The following is a 13019-nucleotide window of genomic DNA, read 5'->3' as shown; positions in this document are numbered from 1 at the left end:
GGTGTCGATGGATCTGTCTGCGACCAGTCTGAAACCAGCGATCGCAGACAGGCGTCTGCTGGTCATTGACGGCCATTCGCTGGCGTTCCGCGCCTATTTCGCGCTACCGGTGGAGAATTTCACCACTTCGGCCGGCATGGCCACCAATGCGGTGTGGGGTTTCGCATCCATGCTTTCCCGGGTGATTCTTGACGAGCACCCGACTCATATCGCCGTTGCGTTCGACGTCAAGGGCGGTACCTTCCGCAACGAACTGCTGCCTCAATACAAAGGCACGCGGGATGCCGCCCCCGAGGATCTGCTCACGCAGCTGCCGGTCATCCAAAGGCTGCTCGACGCGCTTGGCGTCACGTATATCGAGAAGCCGGGATTCGAAGGCGATGACGTCATCGCCACCCTTGCCACGATGGGGGAGCAGGCGGGGTTCGATACGCTTGTTCTTTCCGGTGATCGCGACGCGTTCCAGCTGATCGACGACAAGATCACCGTGCTGTATCCCGGGCATCATTTCAAAGATCTCAAGCATATGACGCCGCAGGCCGTGGAGGACAAGTACAAGGTTCCCCCGCAGCGGTATCCGGATCTTGCCGCGTTGAGGGGCGAGACGGCCGACAACATTCCCGGCGTTCCCGGCGTGGGTGACGGGTTCGCCGCGAAATGGATCAACCAGTTCGGCTCCCTTGATGGGATCATCGAGCACGCCGACGAAATCGGCGGCAAGAAGGGCGAGGCGCTGCGCGAGAACATCGAGCAGGTGAAGCTCAATCGCAGGGTGAACGCGTTGGTGCGTGATCTTGATCTTAATGCGCAGGTGGGCGACCTGGTGCTCGCCGAACCGGATCTTTCGGCGGTGGACAAGCTCTTCGCCGAGTTGGAATTCGGGCCGAGAACCAAGCAGCGACTGCTCAAGGCGTTTCCCGGAGGCGAATCCTCGCGGATCACGACGGAGGAGCCCGAGTCTGAATGCGCTATAGAGGATCCGACCATCGATGATATCGATACGGATGGGTTTGAGGGGTGGGCGGCCCGGCATATCGTCGAAGTTCTTCCCGCAGGCGAGGTTCATGTCGATTCGTTGGACGATCCTTCCCGAACCGTGAACGCTTTCTGGACGATTCACGTCGAAGGTACGATCCTTCACGGGGAAAGCACGCCGTGGTCGTTGAGCGTTCTCGCCCCTGATCGTCATGCGGTGGTGCTCTCTCCGGCGCAGGCTCGCGAACAGAGTGCCGTGATTTCGCGATTGCTGGCCTCCCATGCCGGCACATGCGCCATGCACGGGTACAAGGAGCAGATCCATCTGCTCGCAGCATTGGGCATTGAAGCGGCGCATCCGTGGTTCGACACCCAGCTGGCCGGATATCTGGTGGAATCCGATTATCATCCGGATTCGTTGGATGCGGCCGTGTCCCATTTTCTGGATGTTCAGGTCGAATCCCGGAAGGATCAGCCGTCCCAGGGCGAGCTTCTGCTTGATGGCGATCAGGCTCAGGGTGATGCCGGTGAGATCGACGAGGTCCTTGCCGCACGACGGGTCGCCTGCGTGAGCGCACTGGTGTGCAAACTGGTGCCGATGATGAGTCAGCGTCGGCAGTACGAGCTGATGCACACCGTGGAGATTCCCGTTTCGGAGATTCTGGCGGCCATGGAGCTGCGTGGCGCCGCCGTGGATCAATCCCGATTGGTCGATATGCGCGACCGTTTCGCGGCGGAGGCCCGCGAGGCGCAGGAGCAGGCATGGGATGCCGCGAACAAGCGCATCAACCTGCAGAGTCCTAAGCAGCTGCAGACGGTGCTGTTCGACGACATGCAGCTTCGAGGAACGCGCAAGACCAAAAGCGGCGGGTATACCACCGATGCTTCGGCTTTGCAGGAGATGGCCATTCGCAACGTCAACAACGAGCGTGCCAGCATGTTCCTCGTATCGTTGCTGCGATTCCGGGAGACCAACAAGCTCAAGCAGATCGTGCAGAGTCTGCTTGATGAGGTGAACGGGAACGACGGTCGCATTCACACCACGTTCGAACAGACCGTAGCCGCCACTGGGCGTCTGAGTTCCGTGGCCCCCAACCTGCAGAACATTCCCAACCGGAATGTGGCCGGTCGTGAGATTCGTGGCGCCTTCGTGCCGGGAGAAGGCTACGTGTCGTTGATGAGCTGCGACTATTCGCAGGTGGAGCTGCGCATCATGGCGCACTGTTCCGGTGACGAGTCGCTGATCGAAGCGTTCCGGTCGGGAGCGGATTTTCATCGGTATGTGGCTTCGCTGGTGTATGGGATTCCCGTGGATGATATCACTGCGGATCAGCGTTCGCATGTGAAGGCGATGAGCTATGGTCTGGCCTATGGTCTGAGCACATACGGTTTGGCCCAGCAGCTGAAGATCTCTCCCGCGGAGGCCGATGTACTCAAGGACAAGTATTTCGCCACCTTCGGCAAGGTGCATGAATATTTGGAGACGCTGGTTTCCGAGGCAAGGGAGAAGGGGTACACCGAAACCATGTTCGGTCGCCGCCGGTATTTCCCCGGACTGCGTTCCACGAACCGTCGGGTTCGGGATGCGGCGGAGCGTGGCGCTCTCAATGCGCCGATTCAGGGAACCGCCGCGGACATCATGAAGCTGGCGATGATCAAGGCTGATGGCGCGTTGCGTGAGGCGGGCGTTCGAAGCCGCATCATTCTGCAGATCCATGACGAACTGGTGCTGGAGGTGGCCGGGGGAGAGGCCGAGCGGGTCACCGATCTGGTGAGCCGGGCCATGGAGACCGCGGTGCATCTGGACGTGCCGCTGGATGTTTCCACCGGCATCGGCGACGACTGGCAGTTGGCCGCGCACTGATCAGGGGCGTGCTGCGTATCGTCGGATTCGAAGGTGATGGTATGGAGACGCCTGATCGAAGTCCGATCATGGGATCGTAAGGAGGAGACGTATGGGTGATCCTACGGTGAAGCGCGTGGTCGACGTGCTGGAGACTCTGTATCCGTTGAGATATGCCGAAAGCTGGGATGAGCCGGGTCTGATCGTGGGTGATCTCGCTCATCCGGTGCGCCGCATATACTGCGCGGTCGATCCGACGATCGCGACCGTTCGCGAGGCCGTGGCCTATGGGGCCGATCTGATGATCACCCATCACCCGCTGTTCTTCCGTTCGGTGCATGCGGTGTCCGGTCTGGGATTTCGGGGGGATATCGTCAATACGCTGGTGGGGGCCGGCTGCGCGCTGTGGGTGGGACACACCAACGCCGATTCGGCTCACCGGGGAACGGCCCACGCCTTCGCCGATCGTCTGGGACTGTTGGAGCAGAAGCCTCTGGTGCCCATCGACGATCCGAATGGCGACCATCCCGTGGGCTTGGGGCGGGTCGGTCGGCTCGCTTCTCCGACGACGCTGGGTGATCTTGCCCGCAAGGTGTCGCAGCTGTTGCCTCACACGCAGATGGGTGTTCAGGTGGCGGGCGATCCCGATGCGCAGGTTCGTACCGTCGCTACGTTGCCCGGTTCGGGAGACTCCCTGTTCGACGAGGTGCGGGCCAGCGGTGTGGACGTATACATCACCAGTGATCTGCGGCATCATCCGGCCACCGACGCTTGGCAGCAGGCGGTGTATGAGGCCGAGCTGCGCGCCCGTGGCTTTGCGGTCGGATCCGGCGATGCCATGCCCCGCCCGATGCTGATCAACACGCCGCACTCCGCGATCGAACGTTCGCTGTTCCACTATCTCGTCGGCGATGTCGCCGACGCGGTGGAGCGGGAAACCGGTGTTCGTCCGTTGATCGAGCTCTCGCGGACGAACACCGACCCCTGGTCGATGCGGGTCTGAATCATCAGCGGCCGAGGCGGGAGAGCTTCAGCGGGTCGAGCACGTCGTCGAGGATCTCCTTGCGGATCCGACCTTCATCCACCGCCACGTCGTGCACGCTGCGTCCCTCGGCCAATGCCTTCTTGGCCAGACGAACCGCCTCCTCGTAGCCGACGTAGCCGTTGAGCGACGTGGCCAGTGACGCGCTGTGCTCGGCGCGCTCACGCCCCAGTTCGGCATTGACGGTGATGCCGTCCACACAGTTGGCGCGCAGCGTATCCATGGCATGGGCGAGGATCGTCATGCCGTCGAGCAGCGAATGCACGACCACCGGTTCGAAGGCGTTGAGCTGAAGCTGGCCCGCCTCCGATGCGAACGCCACCGTGGTGTCCATGCCCATCACGGTGAATACGCTCTGGTTCACGCTTTCCGGGATCACCGGGTTGATCTTGCCCGGCATGATCGAGGAACCCGCCTGCCTCGCCGGAATATGGATCTCCACGAGACCGGCCTGAGGTCCGCTGGTGAGCAGACGGATGTCGTTGGCGATCTTGCCCAGATGCACGGCCATGCGCTTCATCGCGCTGGACGTGTCGACGAAATCGCCCATGTCGCTGGTGGCGGCGATGGAATCCTTGGCTGCGGTCACGCAGATGCCGGAGACGTACCGCAGGTGTTTGACGACGGTTTCCCGGAACCGAGGGTCGGCGCAGATGCCGGTGCCGATGGCGGTGCCGCCGAGGTTCACCGTGGAGAGACGGCCGATTTCGGCGTTGAGCTGTCGTACGTCATCGCACAGCACGGAATGGTATGCGCCGAACTCCTGGCCGAACGTCATGGGCACGGCGTCCTGGAGCTGTGTGCGGCCCAGCTTGACGATGTGGTCGGTGCGGTGGGAGAGCGCCATGAACGACATGGCCAGAGCCTCGCCGCTGCGGATGAGCCTGCGCAGCGCGAAGATCAGCGCGAGACGGCATGCGGCTGGGTAGGTGTCGTTGGTGGACTGCGACTTGTTGACGGTGTCGTTCGGATGGATGAGCCGGTAGTCGCCGCGGCGATGGCCGGCGATTTCCAGGGCGCGGTTGGCGATCACCTCGTTCACGTTCATGTTGGTGCTGGTTCCCGCGCCTCCCTGCAATACGTCCACGGGGAACTGGTCGTTCAGGCGCCCGTCGTAGAGGTCCCGGCAGGCGGCGTCGATGAGTCGGCATTGCGTCTGGGTGATGCCGCCCAGTTCGGCGTTGGCCCGGGCGCATGCCTGCTTCACCAGCGCGTAGGCGCGGATCAGTTCGGGGTGGTGGCTGACGGGGATGCCGGAGATGGGGAAGTTTTCGATGGCTCGCTGCGTGTGGATGCCCCAATAGGCCTTCGCCGGGACCGGCAGGCTGCCGATGCAGTCGTGCTCCGTTCTGGTGGCGCGGTTGTCGCCGGTGTTCGGGTCGAAGGGACGGACGCCGTCTGGATTGCGCATGGTATCGGTGATGGCCACATCGGTCAGGGTCGCAGCGGTCATTGGTAACCTCCTGGTGTTCGGTAATGCTCGGTTTTGCCGAGGTGTCGGCGTGCTGGTTTCGTGGGGGTGCGCCGTGGAAATCAACAGTTCCAGACCATACGCACCCATGATGTATCGCACAAGAGCACCACTTCCTTGAATTAACACAGGGAAAACCTATGGATTGTAGATTGTCCGCATCGTTGGTGCCTATGGATTCGAGGAGTGATCCCGCTGGCCATGGCAGTGCGATGGATTGGTTGCTCACAAGAATAGGGGGGTATATGACTGCCGCTTCGATGACGTTGACGCAGGTTCAGGCGTTCTACTACGCCGCCACATTGGGGTCGTTCACCGCCGCCGCCGACTACATGGGCATGACGCAGCCGACGGTGAGCGAGCTGGTGCGCAAGATAGAAACCAGTTACGGTCTTCCGCTGTTTGTTCGAGGAGGGCGTCGCCTAGTGCTCACCACGGCCGGACGTACCTTGCTGCCGTGGGCGAAGCGTCTGCTCGACGGTGCGCTGGGGGCGCAAAGCGCGTTGACGTCGCTGCTGACGGGAAAGGGGGGTACGGTATCGTTCGGGATTCTGCGCAACGCCGGATACTACGGATTGTCCGGACTCGCGGCGGTGTTCTGCGAGGCGCATCCGAACGTACATCTGCGTCTTGTCGGACAGAATTCGTTCGAAGTGGCGGATGCAGTGCGTGACGGTGAACTGGAGGCGGGTCTGCTATGTCTGCCGGTGCCGTCCGAGGGATTGGAGATCACGCCGCTGATGCGGCAGGAGATCGTGTGGGCCAGTTCCAAGCCGGAGCGGTGCGCACGGCCGATGCGGGTCGAGGACATTCCCGCCGAGCCGTTGATCCTCTATGACGCCCACCATGGATGGCATGATCCGTCCCGCCGTCAGCTCGCCCAGCAGGCGCAGATGCATGGCATCACGCTGGAACCGATCATCGAGATCGAAACGGTGGGCGCGGCGGTCGATCTGGTGGCCCACGGTCTGGGGGATACGATCCTGCCGAAGGCGGTGGCCATGGACGTGGATTTCCCGTCGACCGTGTACACCACGTCGTTTGAGGAGCCGATCTACGATACGTTCGCTCTGGTGACCCGCAAGGATTGGGAGCTTTCGCCGATGGCCTCATATATCGCCGATCTCGCCGTATCAATGCTGCTGTCCACGGCCACCGCCGAGGATGTGGATCTCACCTCCGGTCATATTGGACGTGTACCATCATGAAGCATGAGAACTCTGCTTTGCTTCGGTGATTCCAACACGTTCGGCACCGATCCGCTCCATCCGGGAACACGGCATCCGTTCGACGTTCGCTGGACCGGTCGGCTCGCCACGATGCTCGCCCCGGAGTGGCGTGTGATCGAGGAGGGGATGGGCGGGCGGACCACGGTGTTCGATAATCCGCTGGAACCGCAGCGTGCGGGCATTCACGCGCTGCCGATCATATTGCAGTCCCATCGTCCGCTCGACTGCGTGATCGTAAGTCTCGGCACGAATGATCTCAAGGAGCTGTTCCACGCGTCGCCGCGCACCATCGCCGCGGCGGCCGGTCAGGTGTGTGCGACGATCCGCGACTATCCGTACGGCGGATGCGGTCCCGCCCCTCGGATTCTGCTGGTGTCGCCGATCGCCGTCAAACCCGGGATTTCGCGTAGCCCGTATGTGGGCTTCGCCGAGGATTCCGTGGAGCGTTCGCACCGTCTGGCGCCGTTCTACCGCAGTGTCGCCGAGGAGAACGGATGGCTGTTCCTCGACGCGGCCGCCGTGGCCGAAGCCAGTGACGCCGACAAGCTGCACATGGATGCGAGGAGCCACGCGCGGCTGGCCGACGCCGTCGCCGACATGCTCCGTAGCGAATTTCCCGGCTGATTTCCCTGCACGTTGCCGTGCCTACGCCTGGTGACGCTTGCCGTGGCGTCGGGCGGCCAGCGTCATGGCAGTGCCGATGACGATCAGAAACAGGCCTCCGATGGCCGCCCAGCCGATCTGCACGCCGAAACCGCCGGTGAGCGGCAGCGTGTTGACCGGCACTGGGATGCGCTCGTCGGCAACCGTGAACGTCGTGTTGGTCGACACCGGCAGCCCGAAGCTCCGGGCTTTGTCGAGCGCCTTCTGATACTCGGCGTCGTTGTCGCCCCTGATCATCGCATAGTGCTTGGTGGAGTCAAGGACGTACTTCACCACAGTGCCATCATCCCTGGTGAAGGTGGGGGCTTCGGTCTCCACGAAATAGTAGAGCGCGTAGTTGTCGAGTGGATCCTCCGCGGTGCCGAATTCCAGCGAGCCGTTGGCATCGGTCGTACCGGCGCGTACCTTCGCTGCCGCGGTCTCGACCTGCTCGTCGGTGACCTTGCCGTTGGACGGCTTGCCCAGCTTGTTCATGTCTACTTTGTAGAGCGCGAACCTGGCGCCCGGCAGAGTCCGGGACAGGTACGACGCATCCACCTTGATGATGGCGATGGAGCCGGCCGTACCCGACGTGCCGGCCTGCGCGTTGGTGACGCCCCACTCCCTTTCGTTGGTTGCGCTGCCGCCACGCTGCCCTTCCAGCGTGGCCACATTCCTGAGATTCACCTTGTCTCCGGGCCTGCCGGAGGGCATGACGTCGTAGACGACCCTCACTGGCGTGGCATCCGGCAGGGTGATCGTGAGTTTCTGCGTCGGATTGCCGTCGGCGTCGGTGACGTCTTCGAGCCTGACGGGCACATCAAGCCTGCCGTCCGTGGCATCATTGGTGATCCGCATCGAACCGGGCAGGAAGGTTCCCTTGGCATCCATCACGTCGGAAAGCGTCACCGTGTCGGAGTCCGGCACGGTGTCGACGCCCTCGGGGTTCACCGCAATGGTGTAGCGCACATGGTTGAGCTGCTCCTCGGCATGGGCTGTCTTGTCGATCACGGGATTCCTGCCGGTGACCGTGGCGGAGCCGCCGCCGAGATCGGTGCCGTTCGTCGATGCGCTCGCGGTGTTGGTGAAGGCTACGTCCTTGCCTGTTCCCTTGGCTGCGGTCTGATAGGTGAGCGTGGCGAAGGCCTTGTAGTAGCCGTCGTTCTGCCGCAGATTGTCCGTGGGGATGGTGAATTCGAGCCGGCCGTTGTTGTTGGAGGTGATGGTCTTGTCAAGGTCCTGATTCCTGAATGGGCCGACATCCAGACCCGCCTGAATGTCGTATTTGCCGCCCGGCACGTAGCTCATGCCCTCGGGTAGGGTTTCTCGCACCACGATGGGCTTGCCCTCGGTGTTCACCTGACCATGATGGTTGTTGGGATCGGCATCCTCGTTCACCACGACGGTCCAGTTGGCCACCCATGCGCCCACTGAGGTGTCGTTCGGATCGATCGTGCTCCACTGGAAGCGGCTGTCCCTGTGGAGTTTGCCGGTTTTGGAGACCAGATTGGTTTTGTCGACGTGGTCCACCGCATTGTAGCCCTGACTGGGGTTGCTGCCGAACTTGACGAGGGAACGGTTGGCGTAGTCGCCGGGCGTTCCGCTGCACACGGTGGCGTAGGTGACGATGATGTCGGCGGCGCCGAAGGCGGCCTTGACGGAGTCGCCTTTGAATTTGACGTTGAATGATGTGTCTTTGCCGGGCGTGAAGGACCGCGTGAAATCGTAGTCGGTTCCCTCCACGAGGGTGGCGCTTCCGATCGTGAACGTCGGTTTGGCTGTGAAATGGAAGGTAGAGCCGTTCGGCTGACCGTTCAGCGCGTCGGCGAATTCGAGTGTGGTGGGGTCGGTCGATTTCGGCATGCGGGAGGTGTAGATGGTCGAGGTCCAGGTGGCTTCGCCGGCGTCGTTCGTGGATGCGCTCGAATCAAGCTGCTTATGGATGTAGTCGATGTCGGGTGTGAACACGCCGACGTCGCTGCCGTTGGGCCGCCCGGAGTTGGGCGGCGGAGTGGCCTGCGCGTTGTTGACCGCGCTGCCATGCGATTTCGGGTCGTCGAGCCTGGTGTGGTAGACGATGCGGTATTGCCGCCGTCCGGCATCCTGGGGGAACGTGTAGGTGAAGCTCGTGGCCGTGGGATCCAGTGTGCCGGTGGCGTAGATGTTGTTCCCGCTGGCGCCTTCATAGACGGTGTAGGAGCCGGCGTACTTATGGCCGGACTTCAGGGTGTCGGTGAAGACGTAGTCGCCCATGTCGGCCTTGAGGTTGCCGACGTTGAGGTTCACCGTCCATTTGATGCCCGCGCTGCCGTCGGCTGCACCATCGCCCTTGTCCACCATCCGATAGGAGAGATCGGGTGTGGTATGGGCGCTGTTCGGCTCGCTGCCTCCCGGATTGCTGCCATCCCACTGCCATGTGGCGGTGTTGTCGGCGTCGTCGAGCTTCTCGCCCTGCGCGAGCTTGCTGAGTGCCGCCTCGGAAAGCGTGGCCTTGTAGGTGAGCTTGTGGCCATTGCCGTCGGCGGTTTTGACGCTGCCGAGCCTTACGGTGGCTTGCTGCCCGTCCACGGAGACACCGTCCGCCGCAATCGTCTTGCCGTCAAACCGGAAGCTTTCGGGCGCGAACCGGAAGTTCGTGCCCATCATGTCGGTGACCACGAGGTTGCTGACATCGAACCTGTTGTTGAGCGTGACGGTGAACGTTACGGTGCCGTCGTCGTTGACCGTCCAATCCTTGCCGCCCTCTATCTCGGTTTTATCGAGCTGGATGGTGATGCCCGAACCGGTACCGGGGAAGGTGACCGTCTCCTTGTTGCTGTCGACGCCGCCATCGCCTTTGAGCGTGAAGTCGAAGCTCACGAACGATTTGATGTCGGAGCCGTGCTGACGCAGCCAGTCTTCGTTCCACTTCTCATAGGCCAGACCGTTGCTGATCCACCATGTTCCCGCCACGTTGCCCTGGCCATCGAACAGGTCATTCGGTTCGATGTTCCTGACACTGATGTTGTCGGGAAACGTGTAGAAGCGTGTGGGGCTTTCCAATGTGGGCTTTTCGGATTCATCCCAATCCCATTCGATGTAGCCGTAGAGGGTTTCGCCCACCTTGAGCTTGTCGGCGGTCGAGTCGAACGGATCCATGTGATCCTTGTCCCGATACAGCTTGACGGTGACTTTGGTTTTGGAGCCGTCCTTGCCGACTTCAACGGCCGGGGCGTCGGGATTGTAGACGCCGTCGCCCTCCGCGGCACTGGCGATGCCTATGCCGCTCAACAGCATTGCGGCTGCTACGACCAATGCGATCATTATCTGTTTCGCTGAGCTCCTGAACAGACGCATGGCGTCCCCTCTCACCACTCGCTACTGCACTGAACCGAACTGCACTACCAACAGCACTGAACTGCACCATCAACATTGTCCGCACGCCCGGACATGACGCGGGGAATCTACATGCGTCTACGTAGAGGCGACTTCGCATGGCTTGGTCGGTGACTGCAGCGAAACCGACTGCGTTGCGAAAGGCCTATTCTTCGTATACGGGGGCTGTTTCTTGGACTGGGGTTTCGGGATGGCCGTGGTGGAGTATACAAGGGAACTCCGGCCGCGGCGAGTGGCGCGTGTGCGTAGTTCGGGATCCGCCCAGAAAACTCAGTGAAATCACCCAATTTGTGAAATTGTCCGGTTGCACTTGGTGCATCCCGATACGCAACGATGGAAAGGGAATGAAATGCGTCACGAAGACGGTACCAGGCAAAAGGCCAAGCGGGAATACCCGCTGCTCGACCAGACGCTCGATCTCGGTCTGGCATCAGCGGAAACGGTCGGCGAAATCCTCGGCCACCCGTTGTTAGGCCGGGCCGACGAACACTTCCGCAGGCCCATGAAAATGAGGGACAGTCTGGGTATCGTCCCTTCGGACGATAGTCTGGATCGCCTCGAGTATGCGATCAGCCCGGCGTGGATGATCGCGCTCAGCGGCCGTTTCGGACGTCGGTATCTGACGCTGGATCAGCGGATGGGACTGCTCGCTGCGGCCGGACCTGATGAATGGGAAATGGTCTTTCTCGCCGTTCGCTCCCGATACGTGTCTCCCTACTGCAGTGGAGGGAGTAAGGAATACGGCTGCAATCAGGAGTATGCGTTCCTTCTTGGGACTGCCGCAGCGGCAAACGAAAGCGGAGGGGAGGAGCTCCTTCGATGCTTTCTTCGTCTGATCGTCCTGTCCAACCGATCCTCCGGCCGGCTCCATATCGGCGACCACGAGTTCGGATACTCGTGCGACGGGATCCCCATAGGCGAGCCGGTGCCCGAGGGAACCGTGCCCGTGTGGGATCGACGGTCCCGGCCATGATGCGCTCCTTTTCCCGTTTGTCCGGTTGATATATGTAGAACAACCAAGAAAGGAACATCACTATGACTGACATCATCACACCCACGCTGCGCGCCGACGGCAACATCGGACGCGAACCCGTCTACAGGGCAGGACGGGACGGCCGCCGTAGCTTCGCCGCGATCCGCCTGCTCAAATCCGAACGCCGCCGCAACCCCGAGACCCGACGGTGGGAGGACACCGGCGTCACGCTGGTCGTCATCCTCAAGGCGTTCGGCCCGACGGCCGACCTCGTCGGCCGGCTCGTCGCCGACGGTCGGCTCGCCAAGGGCACGCCCGTCGTCGCTACCGGGCGGCTCGACGCGCCCGAGACCTGGACCGACCGGCAGGGCACGGTGCACGCCGACCCCGTCGTCATCATCGACACCATCGGTATCGATCTCCTTCGCCAGGCGCGCGCCGACGCCGCTCGAGCCCGCACCGACACGGCGGACTCGGCCGGTACTGGTACGGCACGGCCCGTCGCAGGCGGCGGGTACCACTGGGACGACGAGACCGCTGATCCCTGGACCGCCGACCCCGAGTTCTAATTTCTTCTCGCAATCGACGGACCCGGCTCATCATCCCGATGAACTGGGTCCGTCGGCGTATTTCAGATGACTTGGACTGCGGTACGCCCCTACTACCAAGCCTTCGGCCATCGAGAAAGATATCGTCGCAAGGTTATAGCCCTGCAACATCTGCAAAATGCAAAAGAAGGAGGAGTCCTGTCTCCCTTGCGTGAGCAGGACTCTTGCCGTCGGGACAGCGGGATTCGAACTTGCGACATCATATTTGGGCGGGCGTTTGTTTGGCTTGTCCGGCTGGGTTTGGGTGGGCTGGTTTTCGCTGGGATCAAGGTGAAGCTCGTGCTCAGGCTTCACGATCAGGGGTTGTCGCGCAACGCGATAGCCGTGGGTTACGGCATGTCGAAGCACAGCGTGTTCGACGTGTTCGACGCGACCGACCGGCTCGGCGTCTCATACAAGGACGTGGAGACGAAGATGGACGACGAGGTGTACGCGATGCTGTTCCCGGGCAGGATGCCGTTCATGGGGTACGACCGGTTCTGCAAGCTGTGTGTGTTCAATTGAAAGTGGGCCGTGTGAGCGTGTGGAAAGGGGGCGCGGACGAAAAGTTGGGCGCCTTGGCGTCTGGATTGGAGTCCGTGATGTATTCGCAGGAGATGAAGTCGCGTGTCCTTGATCTGCATTTTGTGGATGGTCTGAGCGTGCGCGTGCTGCTGCGGTGCGGCGATGCGAGGACGGTCGCCATACCACCGGCCGGCTGGTCAGGCCGCTGCCGGGGCTGACCGTGTCGACCTTGTCGCCGGCCGCCGCTCCTTTGAGCAGCCACCTGGTCTCGGCGCTCGACCCGGTGATGGTGAGCGTCGCGCCCTGGCTGCCGGTGGTGTTCACGGCCTTGACGATCCAGTAGGCGCCGCCCTGCGG

The 13019-nt window shown here is 62.1% G+C and carries 10 protein-coding genes; 8 read left to right on the top strand and 2 right to left on the bottom strand.

Features of this window, described 5'->3' with window-relative positions:
• Window positions 1-7: 7 nt before the first annotated feature.
• Window positions 8-2839, top strand: coding sequence for a DNA polymerase I (polA, locus tag Uis1B_RS06890; RefSeq protein WP_101616830.1), 2832 nt, complete (start codon window positions 8-10; stop codon window positions 2837-2839).
• A gap of 91 nt (window positions 2840-2930) precedes the next feature.
• A complete protein-coding gene (locus Uis1B_RS06885) occupies window positions 2931-3821 on the top strand; it encodes a Nif3-like dinuclear metal center hexameric protein (protein WP_101616828.1) in 891 nt (296 codons plus the stop codon).
• Between the two features lie 4 nt (window positions 3822-3825).
• Here Uis1B_RS06885 and Uis1B_RS06880 read toward each other — a convergent pair whose 3' ends face one another.
• Complete coding sequence (locus Uis1B_RS06880; RefSeq protein ID WP_101616950.1) at window positions 3826-5271, bottom strand: aspartate ammonia-lyase; 1446 nt, start codon at window positions 5269-5271, stop codon at window positions 3826-3828.
• 305 nt (window positions 5272-5576) lie between these two features.
• Here Uis1B_RS06880 and Uis1B_RS06875 point away from each other — a divergent pair, with 305 nt between their 5' ends.
• Window positions 5577-6539 carry a LysR family transcriptional regulator gene (locus tag Uis1B_RS06875; RefSeq protein ID WP_243390293.1) on the top strand — a complete coding sequence of 321 codons (963 nt, stop codon included), beginning with the start codon at window positions 5577-5579 and terminating at the stop codon, window positions 6537-6539.
• 3 nt (window positions 6540-6542) lie between these two features.
• Window positions 6543-7184 (top strand): GDSL-type esterase/lipase family protein, encoded by a 642-nt coding sequence (locus Uis1B_RS06870; protein WP_101616826.1) that lies wholly within the window; start codon window positions 6543-6545, stop codon window positions 7182-7184.
• A 21-nt stretch (window positions 7185-7205) separates the two neighbouring features.
• Here Uis1B_RS06870 and Uis1B_RS06865 read toward each other — a convergent pair whose 3' ends face one another.
• Window positions 7206-10496, bottom strand: coding sequence for a collagen binding domain-containing protein (locus Uis1B_RS06865; protein WP_165782778.1), 3291 nt, complete (start codon window positions 10494-10496; stop codon window positions 7206-7208).
• Between the two features lie 430 nt (window positions 10497-10926).
• On the opposite strand from Uis1B_RS06865, the gene Uis1B_RS06860 reads away from it, so the two are divergent.
• The 4 genes from Uis1B_RS06860 (at window position 10927) to Uis1B_RS11890 (ending at window position 12880) form a co-directional block, all read left to right on the top strand.
• Complete coding sequence (locus Uis1B_RS06860; protein ID WP_101616822.1) at window positions 10927-11550, top strand: hypothetical protein; 624 nt, start codon at window positions 10927-10929, stop codon at window positions 11548-11550.
• Window positions 11551-11612: 62 nt separating this feature from the next.
• Entirely contained in the window at window positions 11613-12119 is a 507-nt protein-coding gene (locus Uis1B_RS06855; protein WP_101616820.1) for a single-stranded DNA-binding protein, read from the top strand.
• A gap of 318 nt (window positions 12120-12437) precedes the next feature.
• A complete protein-coding gene (locus Uis1B_RS11895; protein WP_133124874.1) occupies window positions 12438-12662 on the top strand; it encodes a hypothetical protein in 225 nt (74 codons plus the stop codon).
• An 11-nt stretch (window positions 12663-12673) separates the two neighbouring features.
• Window positions 12674-12880, top strand: coding sequence for a hypothetical protein (locus Uis1B_RS11890; RefSeq protein ID WP_133124873.1), 207 nt, complete (start codon window positions 12674-12676; stop codon window positions 12878-12880).
• The last annotated feature ends 139 nt before the right edge of the window (window positions 12881-13019 follow it).

Origin of the sequence: Bifidobacterium margollesii, assembly GCF_002860355.1 — a bacterium.
In the GTDB taxonomy this organism is placed as follows: Bacteria; Actinomycetota; Actinomycetes; order Actinomycetales; family Bifidobacteriaceae; genus Galliscardovia; species Galliscardovia margollesii.
The sequence above is the reverse complement of the archived record's forward strand: the minus strand, read 5'-3'. Positions and strand labels throughout refer to the sequence as shown.